This is a genomic window from Leptolyngbya sp. NK1-12 (assembly GCF_032598965.1).
In the GTDB taxonomy this organism is placed as follows: domain Bacteria; phylum Cyanobacteriota; class Cyanobacteriia; order Elainellales; family Elainellaceae; genus Elainella.
This window is the reverse complement of the sequence record NZ_CP053587.1, coordinates 1,375,304-1,394,905: the sequence shown is the minus strand read 5'-3', so window position 1 is coordinate 1,394,905 and position 19,602 is coordinate 1,375,304. Positions and strand designations below refer to the sequence as shown.

The 19,602-nt window shown below is 52.3% G+C and carries 12 protein-coding genes and 1 CRISPR repeat array; of the genes, 9 read left to right on the top strand and 3 right to left on the bottom strand.

The window, feature by feature from the left end:
- The first annotated feature begins 55 nt into the window (after positions 1-55).
- From cas7d to HJG54_RS33750, 9 genes are all read left to right on the top strand, one after another.
- On the top strand, positions 56-1,054 hold the full coding sequence (gene cas7d, locus HJG54_RS33790; protein ID WP_316436312.1) for a type I-D CRISPR-associated protein Cas7/Csc2: 999 nt from the start codon (positions 56-58) through the stop codon (positions 1,052-1,054).
- Between the two features lie 14 nt (positions 1,055-1,068).
- Positions 1,069-1,770, top strand: a complete 702-nt coding sequence (gene cas5d / locus HJG54_RS33785) for a type I-D CRISPR-associated protein Cas5/Csc1 (RefSeq protein WP_316436311.1) — start codon at positions 1,069-1,071, stop codon at positions 1,768-1,770.
- Positions 1,771-1,773: 3 nt separating this feature from the next.
- The gene (cas6, locus tag HJG54_RS33780) at positions 1,774-2,601 is read left to right on the top strand and encodes a CRISPR-associated endoribonuclease Cas6 (RefSeq protein WP_316436310.1); all 828 of its coding nucleotides are present in this window, start codon (positions 1,774-1,776) and stop codon (positions 2,599-2,601) included.
- Between the two features lie 70 nt (positions 2,602-2,671).
- Positions 2,672-3,268 (top strand): CRISPR-associated protein Cas4, encoded by a 597-nt coding sequence (gene cas4, locus HJG54_RS33775; RefSeq protein WP_316436309.1) that lies wholly within the window; start codon positions 2,672-2,674, stop codon positions 3,266-3,268.
- Positions 3,269-3,287: 19 nt separating this feature from the next.
- Positions 3,288-4,265, top strand: a complete 978-nt coding sequence (cas1d, locus tag HJG54_RS33770) for a type I-D CRISPR-associated endonuclease Cas1d (RefSeq protein WP_316436308.1) — start codon at positions 3,288-3,290, stop codon at positions 4,263-4,265.
- Positions 4,262-4,555: a CRISPR-associated endonuclease Cas2 gene (gene cas2, locus HJG54_RS33765; RefSeq protein WP_316436307.1), complete on the top strand. Its 294-nt coding sequence runs from the start codon at positions 4,262-4,264 to the stop codon at positions 4,553-4,555. Before cas1d ends, cas2 begins: the two co-directional genes overlap by 4 nt.
- 394 nt (positions 4,556-4,949) lie before the next feature.
- Positions 4,950-8,755: a CRISPR direct-repeat array (repeat unit 37 nt; unit sequence GTCGCCAATACTTGAATCCCGGCAACGGGACTGAAAC).
- A gap of 252 nt (positions 8,756-9,007) precedes the next feature.
- The gene (locus HJG54_RS33760; protein WP_316436306.1) at positions 9,008-9,571 is read left to right on the top strand and encodes a Uma2 family endonuclease; all 564 of its coding nucleotides are present in this window, start codon (positions 9,008-9,010) and stop codon (positions 9,569-9,571) included.
- A 69-nt stretch (positions 9,572-9,640) separates the two neighbouring features.
- On the top strand, positions 9,641-11,464 hold the full coding sequence (locus tag HJG54_RS33755) for an ABC transporter ATP-binding protein (protein WP_316436305.1): 1,824 nt from the start codon (positions 9,641-9,643) through the stop codon (positions 11,462-11,464).
- On the top strand, positions 11,461-13,248 hold the full coding sequence (locus HJG54_RS33750; RefSeq protein WP_316436303.1) for an ABC transporter ATP-binding protein: 1,788 nt from the start codon (positions 11,461-11,463) through the stop codon (positions 13,246-13,248). Before HJG54_RS33755 ends, HJG54_RS33750 begins: the two co-directional genes overlap by 4 nt.
- Before the next feature lie 11 nt (positions 13,249-13,259).
- Here HJG54_RS33750 and HJG54_RS33745 read toward each other — a convergent pair whose 3' ends face one another.
- From HJG54_RS33745 to HJG54_RS33735, 3 genes are all read right to left on the bottom strand, one after another.
- Positions 13,260-13,613, bottom strand: coding sequence for a hypothetical protein (locus HJG54_RS33745; protein ID WP_316436302.1), 354 nt, complete (start codon positions 13,611-13,613; stop codon positions 13,260-13,262).
- A 383-nt stretch (positions 13,614-13,996) separates the two neighbouring features.
- Positions 13,997-16,810 carry a CHAT domain-containing protein gene (locus HJG54_RS33740; RefSeq protein ID WP_316436300.1) on the bottom strand — a complete coding sequence of 938 codons (2,814 nt, stop codon included), beginning with the start codon at positions 16,808-16,810 and terminating at the stop codon, positions 13,997-13,999.
- Positions 16,807-19,575 (bottom strand): S-layer family protein, encoded by a 2,769-nt coding sequence (locus tag HJG54_RS33735; RefSeq protein WP_316436298.1) that lies wholly within the window; start codon positions 19,573-19,575, stop codon positions 16,807-16,809. Before HJG54_RS33735 ends, HJG54_RS33740 begins: the two co-directional genes overlap by 4 nt.
- Positions 19,576-19,602 lie beyond the last annotated feature (27 nt).

Genomic DNA, 19,602 nt, shown 5'->3' with positions numbered 1-19,602 from the left:
TCATTCTTAGATGTATTGACTGAATTCAAGTTTTTAGATTAACCAGGAGACTAACATGGCATTGCTCAAACGTGTCGATTCCCAGTTTTTTCACGCTGAAATTCCCTACAAGCCAATGGGCAAATACGCCCATTTTCTAACCATTCGAATCACCGAATCCTATCCGCTGTTTCAAACAGACGGTGAACTCAACAAAACTCGCGTGAGGGCTGGAATTGTTGATCCAACGCCGATCAGCCGTCTCGCGATGTTTAAGCGAAAGCAGTCTACCCCAGAACGACTAGTGGGACGCGAACTACTCCGCAGCTACGGCTTTATGACTGCGGAAGAATGCGAGTATAACGTCAAGTTTGCAATGGATAATCCAGATTGCATTATCTATGGCTTTGCCATCGGTGACTCAGGTTCTGAAAAATCAAAGGTCGTTGTGGATACTGCATTTTCGATCACGGCATTCGATCAGTCTCATGAAACCTTTACGCTCAATGCTCCGTTTGAAAATGGCACAATGGCCTCAAAAGGCGAAGCGAATTCCAAGCCAGGAGAGGTAACTAGCCGGATCAATCAACAGGATCACATTCGACCTCAAGTATTTTTCCCCAGCATCGTTACGCTCAAAGATCCAACTGAAGCTAGTTTTCTTTACGTGTTCAACAATATTCTCAGAACACGCCACTATGGTGCCCAAACCACTCGTACCGGGCGAGTTCGTAATCAACTGATTGGGGTAGTCTTTGCCGATGGTGAAATTGTCAGCAATCTGCGCTGGACACAGGCCATTCATGACGCAATGCAAGCGGATACCCAGTCGCTTGATCCGCTGAATGAAGATTCGGTATTGGATGCGGCCAGTCAGACAATTTCCGATCTATTGCAGGAGGAATTTATTGTGCATACCGATTTGATTGGAGAGGCGTTTAAGCCGATGTTAGATGAAGTAAAAACGCTGATTGGTAGCGAAGAAGGCATTCGGTCAATTTTACAGCAGGCAGATTTAGAAGCTAAAGCTTATGCCGAAAAGCATATTAGCAAGAAAAAAGCGGCAGTTAAATAAGGAGGGAATTACTCATGCCGCAAATCTATCGCTGTACGTTAGAGCTGCACGACAGCCTGTACTTTGCCACTCGTGAAATTGGTCGATTGTATGAGACTGAGCCAATTTTGCATAATTATGCGCTGGCCTACGTTTTGGGACTGGTAGACAACCCACAACTTAACACAGCAGTTGTAGAACATCCCTACTGCTATTTCTGTGCTGAGCAGGTTCCACAATACAAAGCACATCTAATTCCGCTCAATCAGCAAGGAATTTATGTTACACCTGGTTGGGCGGTTCATTACACTACAACTCTAAACACCTGGAAATATGCCGATAACTGCTATCACGTTGAAATGAAGCAAACGGAAAGGAATATTCCCAGCTTTGGCCGAACGAAAGAAATTGCTCCCGAAAGCCTGTTTGAGTTTTTCGTAATTACCGAAAAGTCGCTCAGCTTACCGCGCTGGGTGCGAATTGGTAAATGGGCCAGTAAAGCCAAGTTGGAAGCAACGCTTTTGCCAATACCACAGCAGCATCAAGCTAGGGAAATCAACGTGTCATTTCCACTCAACCCGCTAGACGTAATGTTTACCAATCAGATCTTAAGCTACGACACGGTGAATATGCCTCCCGTCAGCCTAATTCGCAATGTGCGCATGGTAGGAGAGTTTTACACCTTTGAAGGGCTGGATCTGAAACTTCCGGCTCAGATGCAGTATCGATTTGGTTAACCTATGCCCTACAGTCTTGTTCTCAACCTGCTTCCCCGATCGCCCATTCCTCAGGCTCATTTGAGTGGTCGGCATCTCCATGCATTATTTTTGGATCTGGTGAGATCAGTTGATCCAGAGTTGGCAGCGATCTTACATCAACAAGAATCGGAGAAAGCGTTTACGCTTAGTCCTTTACAAGTTGCGTCTAGTCGAAGAGACAACCAGAAAACTCAATTACTTCAGTGGCAGCACGATCGCTCAATTCCGGCAGGCACTTCTTGCTGGTGGCGTGTGTCGTTACTGGACGATGCGCTGTTTAGCAAACTGATGCACCTTTGGCTTAACCTGAATCCATCTCAAGCATGGCACTTAGGAGCAGCCGATTTGCAAGTCGTGAGCGTATTAGGAACTCCACAGGTAAGCCAACCCTGGGCAAATTTTGTCACCTATACCCAACTCTGGGAGCAAGCTTCCGACGAAAAACGTCAGCTTCACTTTCGATTTTGCACCCCGACAACCTTTCGGCAGACAAAGTATGATTGCGCATTACCAACCAAAGATTTTGTGTTTCTCAGTTTGTTACGGAAGTGGAACCATTACAGTGGCAATCCTTTTTCTGAAGCGATTTTAGAGCCAATCTATCCCAGCTATTTTGACATCCGCACTGAGATTGCGATTGATAGCCGCAGTAAGTTGATCGGATGCGTTGGAGATATAACGTTTCAAATATTAGGAGACATAGAACCAATCCAGATTCAACAAATCAATGCACTAGCAGATTTTGCACTGTATGCAGGAGTTGGGCGAAAAACTCCAATGGGAATGGGAATGGCGCAACGGGTCAATTAAATCATGCTTTTAGCGACTTGTTGTAGCCTCTTACTAATTGGAACCGATAACTATCACATTTCTTTAGCCAATGATTGAAGACTATTTGCCCCTGGCCTATCTGAACGCCTGGGAATATTGTCCACGCCGGTTTTATTTTGAATATGTGTTGGGTGAGATGGCAGATAACGAGCATATTATCCTCGGTCGTCACTTACATCGCAACATTAACGAAGCAGCCGTGATTCAGGAAGGAGAGACACGAATTCACCAGCAGCAATGGGTCTGGAGCGATCGACTTCAGGTCGCTGGGATTATTGATGCCGTTGAAGAACGAGACGGTCAGTTAATTCCGGTTGAATACAAGAAGGGAAAGATGGCGAAGCATGTGAATGACCATTTCCAGCTTTGCGGAGCTGCCCTGTGTCTAGAGGAACGCACGGGACAATCGATTGGGTATGGCGAAATTTTTTATCATGCCAATCGCCGCAGGCAAAACGTGATCTTCACTGCGCAACTCAGACAAATGACCGAGAACGCAATCGCGGCTGCACGGACTGCGGCCCAAATGTCAATGCCTGCTCCAATTGATCAGGCTAAAAAATGTCAGGCTTGCAGTCTTGAGGGAATTTGCCTACCGTTTGAAGTCAAACATCTGATGCAGCCTCAGTCGTTCACGATTCAGTAATCAATACCAGGAAAATCCGATGTCAATTCTTTATATCACTCAGCCGGATGCGGTATTGAGTAAATCTCACGAAGCATTTACCGTTGCTCTGAAGCAGGAAGATGGTCGCTGGCAAAAGCGAGCAGTTCCGGCTCAAACGGTAGAACAGGTTGTGCTGATGGGTAATCCGCAAGTGACGGGAGATGCTCTAGTTTATGCGCTGGAGCTGGGTATGCCGGTTCATTATCTTTCCAGTTTCGGGACGTATTTGGGCAGTGCGCTTCCCGGATCTTCCCGGAATGGGCAACTACGTTTGGCGCAGTATGCGCTTTATCTCGATGCCACTCGTCGTTTAGACCTCGTTAGAGCAATCGTTGCCGCCAAAATTCACAACCAGTACACCGTTTTGTATCGACATGGGCAGAGTGAGAATCCCTTGAAGCTGCGGAAAAAGCAGGTTGAGCAACAAACAACGCTGGACAAAGCGCGAGGCATTGAAGGAATGGCGGCTCGCGAATATTTTGCGCTCTGGCAGGTGATGATGGGCGATTCCTGGTCGTTTACTGGCAGAAACCGTCGTCCACCAACTGACCCGGTCAATTCGCTGTTGAGCTTTGCCTATGGTCTGCTGCGGGGTCAGGTGACAACTGCGGTTCATCTGGCAGGGCTAGATCCGTACATCGGGTATTTGCATGAGGTGCATCATGGTCAACCTGCTCTGGTGCTGGATTTGATGGAAGAGTTTAGGCCACTAGTGGCTGACAATATTGTGCTAGCTGTGCTGAATAACCGGGAGCTGCAACCCAAGGATTTTACAGAGAGTTTGGGAGCTTATCGATTATCGGATGATGGGCGAAAACGTTTTCTCCAGGCGTTTGAACGCAAGATGTCCAGCGAATTTACCCATCCTGTTTTTGGCTATCGCTGCACCTACCGGCGGGCGATTGAGTTACAGGCACGTTTGCTGGGCCGTCATCTCCAAGAAGAGATTCCTTACAAGCCGCTGATTTTGCGATGATTACACTGTTTTATCTAATCATTTACGATCTGCCGGATACTAAAGCTGCGAATAAGCGGCGGACTCGTTTGCATAAGCTACTTTCCGGCTATGGACAGTGGACTCAATACAGCGTTTTTGAATGCTTTCTGACTGCGGTACAGTTTGCTAAATTGCAAATTCAGATTGAAACGATTATCAAACTGGATGAAGATTCTGTCCGCATTTATATACTGGATGCTGGAGCCGTGAAGCGCACTCTAACTTATGGGTCAGAGAAACCACGCCAAACAACGGCAATCATTCTCTAAGGGTTGCGCTGTGCGATTCTGTTTGAAATCTAAAATATTCGGCTTTGTTCTGCAACTCATACAGTGTTTTTTGCTCATGTGAAGGATGGGGGGTGTGGGGCTTCGCCTCCACGCAGGGGCACTGCCTCTGCACCCCGTTTTTCGTACTTCACTAGCCTGAAAAAGGCTGTAATATATTGGAGGATAGAAATTTTTGACAAACCGAAGCGGGGACCAAAACCCTGGGGGGTTTGCCAAAATCGTCGGAACCTTGAAAAATCAATAGTTTTGTACGCAAGCAGCCACTCAACTTAGCCCAAAAGCAACGATTTGAGCGGGGCTATTTGACTTCTGATGACACCTTTGCGAAAATGGTGGCTGGAAGGCCGGTGTACTCTGCTTTCCAGGCTACGGAGTCGCCAATACTTGAATCCCGGCAACGGGACTGAAACCAGACTTAAAAACTGTTTTAGTAGCAACAATAATTGTCGCCAATACTTGAATCCCGGCAACGGGACTGAAACAGCACATCTCGCCAACAAGGAATTGATGCGGTTGAAGTCGCCAATACTTGAATCCCGGCAACGGGACTGAAACGTTTTTATACTGATTTTGGTTGGATGGGCGAGAATGAGGTCGCCAATACTTGAATCCCGGCAACGGGACTGAAACAATCGTCTCTTTTTGCGTGTCGCCGCAATGTTTTCAGTCGCCAATACTTGAATCCCGGCAACGGGACTGAAACGCAATAACAACGTTTCGATTAACATCAATATGGGCAGTCGCCAATACTTGAATCCCGGCAACGGGACTGAAACAACTACATCAAGCGGATCATGACCGCCCAAAATGCGTGTCGCCAATACTTGAATCCCGGCAACGGGACTGAAACAGAACAAATCAAGCTGCTTGGATCTGGAGATGGGCAGTCGCCAATACTTGAATCCCGGCAACGGGACTGAAACTCAACGTAGAGTCTGCTCAAGTGCAACCCGCGCAAGTCGCCAATACTTGAATCCCGGCAACGGGACTGAAACACTGGATCTCATTTACATTGGGGCTGCACGATTGGGTCGCCAATACTTGAATCCCGGCAACGGGACTGAAACTTTGGAATATCGCGGATGGAGGGAGTCGGGCAAAGCGTCGCCAATACTTGAATCCCGGCAACGGGACTGAAACGAGCAGCCTGCGGCAACGGCTGACGAATTCTAAAGCTGTCGCCAATACTTGAATCCCGGCAACGGGACTGAAACCGAAGCGGACGGGGACCAATAAGTGTGTAGGTTGGCGCGGGTCGCCAATACTTGAATCCCGGCAACGGGACTGAAACGGGCTGCCGGTCATTGCCGGGAACAGAAAAACCACGGGTCGCCAATACTTGAATCCCGGCAACGGGACTGAAACGTAGATAGGATTCTGGATAGGTGACTGGGGGCGGGGGTCGCCAATACTTGAATCCCGGCAACGGGACTGAAACGCTAGCTCGACCCACGAAATATCGCCAACTAGGACGGTCGCCAATACTTGAATCCCGGCAACGGGACTGAAACTTTAGATTAAAGGCAAGTCTGGGAATCAGCACGCTGCGTCGCCAATACTTGAATCCCGGCAACGGGACTGAAACGCGAAGCGTTCCAGTCCGAGATCAATCCCAATCGATGTCGCCAATACTTGAATCCCGGCAACGGGACTGAAACTTTAATAGCCCGGCAAATCCAGGCACTACGCTAGGGGTCGCCAATACTTGAATCCCGGCAACGGGACTGAAACCTCAACCAGCAAGAGATTTTGCAAGAAATCTGCAATGTCGCCAATACTTGAATCCCGGCAACGGGACTGAAACTCTGGGCGCTTGAACGACTTCACCAGCGTCGCTTCGGGTCGCCAATACTTGAATCCCGGCAACGGGACTGAAACAAGAGCTGCTCTAACTCAGTTTCGATCCGTAGGAGTGGTCGCCAATACTTGAATCCCGGCAACGGGACTGAAACAATGCAATTGCCAAAGCAGAGTATCAGTCAGCCCTTGGTCGCCAATACTTGAATCCCGGCAACGGGACTGAAACCAGCGCATTAATGCAGTGGAGCAGCCTGCGGCAACGGCGTCGCCAATACTTGAATCCCGGCAACGGGACTGAAACACTTATGAAAAAGCCAGTCATCCAGCCCAACGATGTCGTCGCCAATACTTGAATCCCGGCAACGGGACTGAAACTCTGCTTCTGCCTGTCGCAGGGCGACCGTTATGGGTGTCGCCAATACTTGAATCCCGGCAACGGGACTGAAACGACTGATATCCACATGGTCCCGCCTGCCTTCCGTACGTCGCCAATACTTGAATCCCGGCAACGGGACTGAAACTACTCAATAAAGACCATGCCGAAACCCCTCACCAACCAGTCGCCAATACTTGAATCCCGGCAACGGGACTGAAACTAGGCGTTGACGGCACGAACTGACTCGCTGGCATTGGTCGCCAATACTTGAATCCCGGCAACGGGACTGAAACTCAAGATGAAGAGCAAAAGCGATTGGCAGAGCTGGCTGGTCGCCAATACTTGAATCCCGGCAACGGGACTGAAACCGCAGTTCATGTTCAAGGTTGGTTAGCTTGGTAATATCGTCGCCAATACTTGAATCCCGGCAACGGGACTGAAACCGTCATCTAAAATTCCTCCTCAGTTACAGGGTTAGGTCGCCAATACTTGAATCCCGGCAACGGGACTGAAACTTTCTTTCAGGAGCGGCGTTATCTTCGCTATGAGGGGTCGCCAATACTTGAATCCCGGCAACGGGACTGAAACGACTATGAAATTCTTGGGTTGGATCGATTCGTTCTAGTCGCCAATACTTGAATCCCGGCAACGGGACTGAAACAAGTCAGTAAAATCTCTGAAAGTCGCTCTGCGTAAGGTCGCCAATACTTGAATCCCGGCAACGGGACTGAAACTCGCCCCGTCTTCGACCAAATCACCCTGAACCGGGATGTCGCCAATACTTGAATCCCGGCAACGGGACTGAAACAAACTCGATCAGCTTGAATGCAGGGATGTTCAACAAGTCGCCAATACTTGAATCCCGGCAACGGGACTGAAACTCCGAAACTTTGATTCTTCCGACTGAAATACGGTAGTCGCCAATACTTGAATCCCGGCAACGGGACTGAAACTTCAACTTATTTCAGCGGCGCCGTCGGCGCTGTCGCGGTCGCCAATACTTGAATCCCGGCAACGGGACTGAAACTCAAGATGAAGAGCAAAAGCGATTGGCAGAGCTGGCTGTCGCCAATACTTGAATCCCGGCAACGGGACTGAAACTTGCGGGCTGAAGACCTTGCCTGCGCGAGGAATCAAGTCGCCAATACTTGAATCCCGGCAACGGGACTGAAACTACAGTTCATCGCCAAATGTGGTGGGAACAGAAGTGGTCGCCAATACTTGAATCCCGGCAACGGGACTGAAACGCTGTGAGTCAGACTTTCCCGATCGAAAACCAGGGTGTCGCCAATACTTGAATCCCGGCAACGGGACTGAAACGTCTGGGTAGTCTGGCTGGGGTGGATAGGGGTCTGGGTCGCCAATACTTGAATCCCGGCAACGGGACTGAAACAGCTGGAATTTAACTTATCACTTCTGCAACGTTGCTGTCGCCAATACTTGAATCCCGGCAACGGGACTGAAACTGCGTATTTCGGCTTCAATTCGCAAGAGCAGGCCGAGAGTCGCCAATACTTGAATCCCGGCAACGGGACTGAAACACCCGCTCACCACGTTCGGAAGTACCGTTACGCTATGTCGCCAATACTTGAATCCCGGCAACGGGACTGAAACCCTGACGAAGGGGATGGCATGAAGAGGATGGCGGCCGTCGCCAATACTTGAATCCCGGCAACGGGACTGAAACTCCAACTCTAGCCAAACCCTATGATGGTGAACTTCCCAGCACCGACGCTAACAAATGGAGTCGCCAATACTTGAATCCCGGCAACGGGACTGAAACATTTGAAGGTTCTAAAAAAGCTGTGTCCTATCCAAGAGTCGCCAATACTTGAATCCCGGCAACGGGACTGAAACCCTGACGAAGGGGATGGCATGAAGAGGATGGCGGCCGTCGCCAATACTTGAATCCCGGCAACGGGACTGAAACGAGTCTGGACCGCAATGGGACCACGAGACATTGTTTGTCGCTAATAACTTAATCCCGGCAACGGGACTGAAACACTTCCAAAGTTCTCCGTCCGCATAGCCTACTGTAGTCGCCATTGAACAAACGACTGAACGTCTGGCAACCGAGACGAATACAGCAGCAGCAACTTGGTTAATGCAGCAGTTACAATCTGCCTAGTTTTTCAGAGGCTTCCCTGACAGCTGGGCTAAAAAGCTTGCAGTTTGCCTTGCAGCAAGGGTCACTTCGACCCAATGGAAGAAGCCAGTATGATAAAGGCATGTCCAATGATTCCTCAATACTCCCCATGACACCCGCTCCCGATCGCGTCTATTGGACCACTGAAGACCTCAAGCTCCTGCCAGAGAGCAGTCACCGCTACGAGATTATTGATGGACATCTGCTGATGACTCGCGCTCCCCATTGGAAACACCAAAAAGTCATTGGACAAACCTACAGTCTGCTGAATACCTGGTCATCGATATCGCAATTGGGAGAACCAGTGCCGACACCGGGAGTCATTTTTGACGATGCCGATAATGTGATTCCAGATGTGATTTGGATTAGCCATGAGCGAATGGCAGTCGGAATCGATGAAGAAGGGCATTTCACCGTTGCTCCTGAACTGATTGTTGAAGTACTTTCCCCAGGAACCCAGCATGAGCGTCGCGACCGAGAAACGAAACTCAAGCTTTACGCCGAACGAGGCGTGCAGGAATATTGGATTCTAGACTGGCGGATCCAGCAACTCGAAGTTTATCGTCGCCAAGCTGCCCTGCTGAGGCTAGTAGTAACCCTCTTTGCCACCGATACGCTGACTTCCCCGCTGCTGCCAGATTTTAGCTGTCGCGTATCTGAGTTTTTCCGTTAAGCCATTTCGCATTACCCTAAGGCAAGAGGCATATCCTCGTTCACTGCCCCTTTGCGGAGGTCGATTGCTTTGGTTCAACTCCCCCCTGCTTCCCAAGACCCCTCTTCCGGTTCGCTGCCCCGCGTCCTCAAGAGCCTGTCTGCCTATCGCTGGCTGGCTGCCGGTGCCTTGGTCAGCTCGTTACTGCTCACAGCAGCCTATGCCCTCACACCCCAACTGTTTCGCTGGGGGATTGATCAGGGCATTGCCCAAAAAAATCTGGATGTGGTGCTACTGAGTGCAGCATGGATGGTCGTCGCGGCAATTGCGCGGGGCCTGTTCAACTTTGGACAAAGCTTCTGGGCCGAGGCCGCCTCTCAAGGCGTGGCCTATGACTTGCGAAACAAGATTTTCAGCAAAATTCAGAACCTCAGCTTTAGCTACCACGATCAGGCCCAGACCTCCCAACTGCTGACGCGAGTGACCAGCGATATCGAGCAGATCCGCACCTTTCTCAGCACCAGTCTGATTCAGGTGATTAGCGCAGTCGTAACATTGATCAGCATCGCCGTAATATTGCTGCTGATGAACTGGGAGCTAGCCTTGATTACGCTGACGGTGATTCCCCTCTCCGGCTGGTTGATGGTGCGGTTTCTCAAGAAAACCAGCAATGTATTTCGCTTGGTGCAGCAGCAACTCGGCGATCTGAACGCGGTGCTGCAAGAAAACCTGTTCGGAGTGCGGGTGGTGAAAGCCTTTGTGCGGGGCGACGCCGAAACAGCCCGCTATACCCGGCTGAATCGCATGTTGATCGACAGCAACATGAAAACCATTCGGGCAATTCGCAACACGTTTCCGTTTATGTTTCTGCTGAGTAACCTGGTCACGGTAGTGGTAGTGGGCTACGGTGGGGCAGCAGTGATTGCCGATCGCTTTTCGATTGGGGAACTGGTGGCGTTTAATTCCTACTTGCTGTTGATTTTGCAGCCGATCTTGCTGATTGGGTTTGCGGCTCCGGCGATTGCTCAGGCTGCGGCCTCTGCCGATCGGGTGTACGAAGTGGTGGATGCGGAAATTGAAATCCGCGATCGGCCCCATGCCGTATCGTTTAGGACTTGCGGCGGGCGGATTACCTTTGAAAATGTCTGTTTTCGCTATCCGGGGTCGGCTACCGAAGCCCTCAAAAATATTTCGTTTGAAACTAAACCCAAGGAGCTAATTGCGATTCTGGGCATGACCGGATCAGGAAAAAGTACGATCATGAACCTGATTCCCCGCTTCTATGACGTAACATCCGGCGCGGTCCGCATCGACGGGCAAGATGTGCGCGACTTTACCTTGCACAGTTTGCGAGCGCATATCGGCATTGTGTTTCAGGAAACGACGCTGTTTTCCGGCAGCTTGCGGGAGAATATTGCCTACGCCAAGCCGGACGCTCCGTTGGAAGAGGTCATTGAAGCAGCTCAAACAGCGCAAATTCACGATTTTATCAGCAGCCTGCCGCAGGGGTACGATACCGTTGTGGGTGAGCGGGGAGTCGGTCTCTCCGGTGGCCAGAAGCAGCGGATTGCCATCGCCCGGACCTTACTCACCGACTACAGTATTTTGATTCTGGATGACAGCACCTCGGCAGTGGATGCCCGAACCGCCGCCCAAATTCATGCTGCCCTCGATGATCTGATGCGGCAAAAAACCTGCACCGCATTCGTGATTGCCCAACGCATCAGCACCGTGCAAAACGCCGATCGGATTCTGCTGATGGACAAAGGCCAGCTAGTGGCGCAGGGCACCCATGAGCAGTTGATGGAAACTAGTCCCCTCTATGGTGTGATTTTGGAATCGCAGGTTAAAACACCCGTTTCAAGAACCCCAATCTTAGAAAAATCAGTCAAGGCAGCAAAGGAGCAAGCATGAGAGCACCTGTGGTGGCATCAGACCAAAAAGCTGGACAGCAGTTGCCGACGCTGCAACGTTTCTTACAATATTTCCGTCTCTATCGCCGAGAAATTCCAATTGCCATTCTGCTAGTTGCCATCGGAGCAGTCACTCAGTCGATTGGGCCATTTTTAATTGGTTGGTCAATCGACAACTTGATTGTGCCGGGAAATTTGTCTGGACTGATGTTGATGCTAGGGGGACTCGTTCTGATCTACTTCCTCGGTGTTTGGGCAATCCGAGGTCAAATTCTGCGGGTTGGTTCGATTATGCAGCGAACGCTGGCCCAACTGCGGCAGGATATTTTCACGAAGATTCAAAGTTTGCCGATTAGCTTTTTTGACCGCAGCGAAGCCGGAGATTTGATGAGCCGCCTGCTGAACGATGTCAATACGGTCAATCAGGCGTTTGGCTTGACGGTAGCCCAAATGCTGGGAAATTTGTTCAGCTTAGTCGGGATCATCATCGCTATGTTCTCGATAAATTTCCAGCTTGGTCTGCTAAGCAATCTGGTTGTACCCTTGATGATTTTTACCACCGGATTATTTTCGCGCTGGGCCAGAGCCAGATTCCGCGTCACCCGCAAAACCATCGGCGAACTCTCGACTCGCTTAGAAGAAGGAATCACCAGCGTCCGGGAAGCGCAAGCCTTTAACCGAGTCGAAATGAACATCGAGGAATTTGAGTCAGTCAATGCCGCTAATCGCGATGCCAATGTGCAGGCCGTGGCAATTACTGCCGCCTTCCTACCGTCGATCGACTTTCTCAATACCCTAGCCACCGCCGCCGTTTTGGCCTATGGTGGCTATCTGGCCGTGACCGGAGCCGCAACCGTGGGCGTCGTGACGGCGTTCCTGATCTATGTCCAGCTTTTCTTCCGTCCAATTCAAATCCTCAGTCAGTTTTATACTCAGGCCCAGTCGGCCCTAGCCGGACTAGAACGCATCTTTTTCCTATTAGATGAACCCTCGCAGTTGAATGACGCCCCCAATGCGATCACCATGCCGCCAATTCAAGGCACCGTTACGTTTGAACAGGTGTCCTTTGGCTATAGCCCATCCCAGCTAGTGCTCAAACAGGTGAATCTAGAGGCGCAAGCAGGGCAAATGATCGCGTTGGTGGGACCAACCGGAGCCGGAAAAAGCACGATTATTAATCTAATTCTGCGCTTCTACGATGTCACTAGCGGAGCCGTGAAAATTGACGGCATCGATGTCCGAGACGTGACCCAGGCGAGTCTGCGCCGCCAGATGGGAATTGTTTTGCAAGATAACCTTCTGTTTAGCGGCACGGTGGCCGAAAATATCGCCTTCGGTAGACCGGACGCTAGCCAAGCCGAGATTGAGGCCGCTGCCCAATTGGCCAATGTGCACGAATTCATCCGCTCGCTGCCCCAAGGCTACGCTACCCAACTCGGAGAACGGGGTGCTCCCCTCAGTCAAGGTCAACGCCAACTCGTCAGCATTGCCCGTGCCGTGTTGATCAATCCGCGCATTTTGATTCTCGACGAAGCCACCAGCAGCATTGACACACGCACTGAAGCGCTCGTGCAGGACGCGATCAGTCGTTTGTTGCGGGGACGCACCAGCTTTGTGATTGCTCACCGACTCAGCACTGTGACGCAAGCCGATCAGGTGTTGGTGATTCAACAAGGGCAGATTATAGAACGAGGAACGCACACAGAATTGATTGCGAAGGGTGGAGTGTATGCCAATCTATATGCACTGCAATTGGGAGATGGAACGACGGTTTCAATCAAGTGAGACAAGCCGCACTAAGCCCGCAATTGCTCGATCAACCAGGCCGTCGTAGCTGACTGATTTTCCTGACGGCTGCGCTGAAGTGCCTGCTCCAAAATCTCTAGCTTTAAGCCCAGTAACACCTGCGATTTGCGAATATGGCGAATGGGAATGCCGTGATCAGCTGCAAAGAATGAAAGGGCAAACAGAATCAAGGCATGGTCATTGGAGTGATCAGAGCCGGTAGATATGGGTTCAAATCTCATATGACCGCAGTAGTAGTAGCCTTTCAGCTTGGCGGAGGCTGGGTTGTCAGCAAGTTTGACAAACTCATCCCAGGAGGCTGGTAGCCAAGTTTCTAGCAGGGGTTGAACTGGCGATAGGGGCATAGTTGTCGTCGCCTCGAATGTGGTTGCATGATTTGAGTCTATCCAATCATTTTACTTACAGCGTTTTTCACTCATGTGAGGTATGGCTACCATGTACACAGATCTCGATCGCGACTCAATGCAAGGGGAGATCCCCCTAAATCCCCCTAAACCCCTACGGGGATGCGCCTTCGGCGTAGGATAAGGGGGACTTCAATCCCTGATTGGTAGGTGCTGCGCACAGGCTTCGCCTCTTCCCCCCTTTACTTAAGCTACGGTGTACACACAAATCGAGTTGGTTAGGATTCGAGGCGTTTTAGCCCCCGTTCGGCTGAGCTCACGTCGAAGCCTAAATCCCCCATGAATGGCAGATACTCAAGCAAAAACAAGTCAGCAACTATTGCCTAGCGCCAGTTGCCCAACAAGACAAACGCCGCCCAAAAGCGGGGGTGTCGATACGGTCCTTGTAATAGACTTAACTGGGCCTGTCGTAGGGCAGCGGCTCTGCTGAGGCCGGTTTTCAGCTCTTGATAAAATTGCGTCATCAACAGCGGTGTGGATTCATCGTCAATCAGCCAAAGGGAGGCCAATGTACTGCGAGCACCCGACTGCACAGCCATGCCCGCCAAGCCCAAGGCAGCGCGTTTGTCTCCGATGGCAGTTTCACAGGCACTCAACACCAGCAGTTCCAGCGTGTTGGGCCGCTCTTGTCTCGCTTGTAGCAGTTGGCTAAATCGACTCACCGTAATCGGCTGATCCCAGGCCAAGATAAAGGTTTGATCCGACTGCGAGCTAAACTGCCCGTGGGTAGCAATGTGCAGAATGGGAGCCGCAGAAGCATTGACCGTCGTAGAGAGGCTAGAGCTGGTAAAGTCTTGATTCAGCAGGATATCGCCAGGAATGGCAGAGCGAATTTGGGTGAGTTCAACTTCGACGAATTCCAGTGGTTCAAAGCTATGACGCGATTCGGTTAAGCCTGCCGTCACAGCCGTTAAGGCAACTTGCTCTAGCGGCTTTGGTCCAAATAAACGCAGACCAGGGGTAAGCGCAATGCTGTAGGTTTCAATCAGGTAGCGCTCACCGTCATAGAGAGCCGCCATCGGAATCGATTGCAGTGCCCCATCCTGCACAAACACCAGCGTTTGAATCTGGTTTTCGCGCAGTGTGGCCGCCATGGGTTGAATCATCCAGCTATAGAGTTGCTGGGCTAGCTCTTGAATTTCCCGATCCGAGGTGTAGGGCAGAATCAACCGTCGGCGAAAGCTTTCCACAACGCGCTCGACTTCGGTTTGCGACACGGGGGCCACATGATAACGCAGGGGTTGGTCGGGCAGCGACGTAATCACCAAAAGCTGATTGGGCAGCAAAATTGGATAGAAAATGGCGGCGGTTGGGTCGATGCTGTCGATTTGCTGGGCCGGTTCAATACAGGCAGAGCGAAAGAAGTTTTCTAGTTCGGCGACGCGCAGAGCTTCGATGGCTTCGCGGGCTAGCTGCAAATCAGCAGGGCTGGCATCCGGCTGCACCAACAGATCCACCAGCTCACGGTAAAGTGGCTCAACATCGCTGCGAAACGAGACCTGAAATTCCGGATGGGTAGACAGTAAATCTCGCCGGATCAGGTTTAAGGTTTGCAGAGCTTCGCTGTAGACCGCCTTAGCGGCGGGGGGGTCGCTTTGTTTCAGAATTCGCCCTAGCTGCCATTGCCAGCGATAGGCAATATCATCCGCGTTGACCGATTGCGCCAGCAACAGTGCCCGTTGGCTGAGGGTTTGGGCCGTCTGCCACTGTTGAGTTTGCTCATAGAGGTGGGCCAACTGACCGACGGCATAGGATTCGGCCCGCGGGTCGGATAGACTTTGCGCCTGCTGAATCGTGCGCATCAGGATCTGGGCGGCGGTTTGGGTCACGGTTTGAGCGTTAGCCTGGGCATCGGCTTGGACGTCGGCTTGGGTCAACCTGGCGGCCAATTGGCCTAACTGGGTGGCGAAGTTGACTTGCAGGTAGACGGCATCCCGACTGGGGGGAAGGCGATTGAGCTGGAGCGGATTGTCCGGGTCGTCGGACAGGATCTGAGCCGCGAGCATTTGGGCCGCGACATTTTGCTGGGTGTCGAGCAGCAGGCTGAGGCGATTGAGCTGGGCCTGGAGTCGTCCAACTGGGGTGAGGGCCGTATTGGCAGCCTGTTGATAGAGCTGGAGAGCTTCTGGGGTGGACTGTAGACTGCGCAGGGTGTTGGCCAAACTGAATTGGATATCGCTGAGCTGTGCTCGCATATCAAGCTGTTCGGCAATGGCTAAACTCTGCTGCAACACCTGCTGGGACTCGGTCAAGTTACCCGCGACCTGTAGAACAGTGCCCAGACTACTCAGCCCCAGCGCCTTCAGCGGCGAATCAGGTTGGGACTGCAAGCGCTGGTTGATCGCTTCAAGTAAACGTTGGGCACGGCGATATAGCCCCAGGGTCTGTAACGCTTGGGCTTGGTTGATCTGGCTGCCGATCTGTCCCTGCAGATCCTGGGCAGCGGCATAGTAGGTTTCGGCCTGTTGCCAGCTCGCCAGAGCCGCTTCCGGCTGCCCCAGCCCCAACTGCACCTGTCCCTGGGTGTTGAGCACCTGAGCTAGAAGCTGCGGGTTCGGCTGAGGGGTCAGCCGCTGCCTACTCTCAGCAATCGCCTGTTCGGCTCGTTGCCAATCGGCTAGCTTCAGATAGGCCAGCGCCAAATAGTTGAAACAGCGCGCCTGTTGGAGGGAATCATCGGCGTTCTGGGCGGCGGTCAAGGCCTGCTGCCAGAGCGTGATGGCGTCTGCGTATTGGCCTGCCTGGTAGGATTGCCGTCCCTGTTCAATCAGGGGTTCGATCGGCGAGTCTGCCGTGGTTTGCGTAGCGTAGGCATCGGGTTCTGGCTCTGAGAGATGCAACTGAGCTGCCAAAAACGAAGCATCAATGCGATGAGTTGGCGCAGCGACCAGAGGCCAGGAGATGGAAAAGGGCTGGAACACACAAAGAAAGGTGAAAACAGCCAGAATTGCCAAACCACAGCTTCGATACCTCGACCGTTGGCTCAACGGTAGTCTTAGCTGTAGGCTTAGCTTTAGCTTTAGCTTTAGCCTTAATTTTCGCTTTAGACAGTCCTCCAACCGGTGTCGAGAATGAAATCTGCTAAGCCGCTTGTAGACCTGATTAGAGAAGTGGTGTAGCCATTGCCGCAGTTTCATGTTGGCTCATCCTGTCTCTTGGCACAGTCTACTGCAATTCGGGATGACGCTGGTGACGCTAGCAAGATGATTTGGCCGGTTGCGTTGATTCGCCAGCCCTGGGCTTCTACTAGTCTGTTCTCGTTCAGGTTAGGCTGCACACTTCGGCTAGTTTCGCTTGCGCTTCCACGATGTTCCATCTCTGATATCCGCAGGTCTTCCCAAATGGTTTCACCGCGCAACAGCTGAGTTGGCGCTTCCGGTAGACCGCCGCGCCCGGTAACGACAAAGCTGTTGCCCTCGGTTTGCTCACAAACAGCAGCGATTTGGTTGCTAGCGTCGATCAGGTTAGCAGGCAGTTGCACGAGACCACGATTAGGGTCCACATCGGGCGCATTGATCTGGACCGTACCGCTGAACTGGGGTCCTAACGCAGAAGAGGCCGTAATGTCGCTGAAGCGAGTCAACTGCGGGCGGGCCTGCGTTCCCAAAACAGCTTCAGCCCTGATCAACACCTGTCCACCAAAATTATTTTGAGCATTAGCGGTAATATCGCTATTTGCGGCGGCGGCCAAAATCGTTGTATCAATTGCAATGTTACCACCACGAGCGTTACCGATAGCATTTGTTGTAATAGCACTCCGCTGTCGTAGCAAAATATTATCAGATTGCAGCGTAATGTTGCCGCGAGTACCTGCAGCAGAATCAGCAGTCAATACAGCTTCTCGATTCAGGCGGATTTGATTTGCGTTGACCGTTAGGTTACCCACCCCGCCCTGACCCGGAGGTCGGCTCGGATCGCCGCTGGGGAAATTGCTAACGCTAATCACCGCTCCGTCTGCAACGCTCAAGCGTTCGGTGGTGATATTCAGGTTGCCGCCTGCCCCTTCTGCTAAGGCACTGGCAAACAAGCCACTGCTACCAAAGGGTGTACGGCCAGAAAGCGCTACCGAGTCGGAGGCATTGATGGTTAAATTGCCGGCGTTGCCACTGCCTGCCGTTGCGGTCACAATCTGTCCGCCGTCTGACACGCGCAATTGGTCTGTCGTGATCACAAGATTGCCACCGTTTCCAGATGCTGTAGAAGCTGCCGCGATTGTACTGGGACCCTGCGCCGTGCCACCGCTAACGTCGATTTGCTCCGCCTGAATTGTCACCTGGCCTGCCGCTCCTGAGCCAAAGGTGGTTGCAGAAATCTGCCCCCCCTGCCGAATTCGCAGTTGTCCAGCACTGACGGTTAAACTGCCGCCCCGACCCGTTGCTTCTGGTTCTACCGAAGTTGACAGCCCGCTCGCGAACTGCCTGGTTCCGCCCACCAACTCGATCTGCTCGGCTCGGACCGTTAGATTGCCGGCGTTGCCATCCCCAGCCGTTAAGGTGGTGATCTGAGCACCGTCCCGAATTTGCAGTTGATCGGCGATCAGGGTCAGGGTATTGCCGTTGCCGCTAGCTCCCGGCTCCACGGTGGCAAACAAACCGCTGCCATTGCCCTGGAGTTCGACTTGCTTGGCCTGCACTGCCATTCGACCTGCATCGCCTGCTCCAAACGTACTGGCTGCAACTTGCGCCCCATCGGTGAGGCGGAGCCGCTCGGCGTTAATCGTCAACCTGCCTCCATTGCCGCTGGCTATTGCTTCAACTGAAGTAAACAAGCCACTCGGCCCGATGGGTGAACCACCGCTGATCTCCAACGCCGTAGTTTGAACCTGCAGACTTCCCGCATTGCCACCGCCAAACGTGCCGCTCGAAATCTGGCCGCCATTGTCGATCTGGATGCGGGGAGTCACCAGCAACACACGGCCTCCTGCTCCGGTCGCACCGGCTGCCACATCGGTAGAGAGACGGCTAACAAAAGGGCCGCTAGAGCCTACCCGAAACCCAGACACCTGAATTCCCTCACTGGCCCTGAGACTAAGCGAACCGCCTGCTCCCGTTCCCAGCGTATCGGCCAACAGAGCCGAAGTGCCGGTGATCTGAATATTGCGCCCCTGCACCTGAATCGCGCCCCCCCGATTGCCGCTGGTCTCAAGCGAAGCCGCCTGCCGCAGCCGCACATCTCCAAACTGCTCCACGCCAGCATAGCCCAAACGCCAGTTCTGGGGAGCCTGAGGCTCAGTCAGCGCGACCAACCGTGCCTCCCCGGCTGCTACACTACCCAGCTCAATCCGGCCTGCCGGTGCAGTCAGGTTGCCGCCCTCTAGGGTGAGGTTGCCGCCCACCAGCGCTAAGGTTTGTCCCGGATTCACGGCTAGCCCAGCAGGACGATTGGTGCGGTTGACCGTGGGATTTTCTGGCGAATCGAGAAACAGCCCGTGCCCCGGTCCCTGCACTTGAATCGGCGCGGGATTGTCCCCAAACTGTAAACCTACCGGCAAACTCACGGTCAGCAGCGGCGTTGCCGGCGGATTCACAGCGCTAAATTCTGCCCCATCTGCAAAGCGAATCCGCTCGGCAGTGCTACCCACAAAGCTCCCACCAATCGCCAAGGAGGCATTACGGCCAAAAATAATCCCGTTTGGATTAATTAGAAACAAATTAGCGCTGTTAGCCCGAATCAGGCCATTAATGCGTGAGGCTGAACCACCCGTGACGCGACTAAAAATCGACTCAATCGCGGCAGGATTATTAAAGAAAGCGGTGCCCCCCTCCGGCACAGAAAATCGCTCAAAGCTGTGGAATAAATTACGACCTGCCCGCGTTCCGCCAGTAATCTCCTGAATGTTGCCTCGCGTCTCAATCCGGCTGGACTGTGGCAAAGTGCGGTCAGGAACAATCTGAGCTGCCACTCGTGTTGCTGCTACGCTGCCAACCTG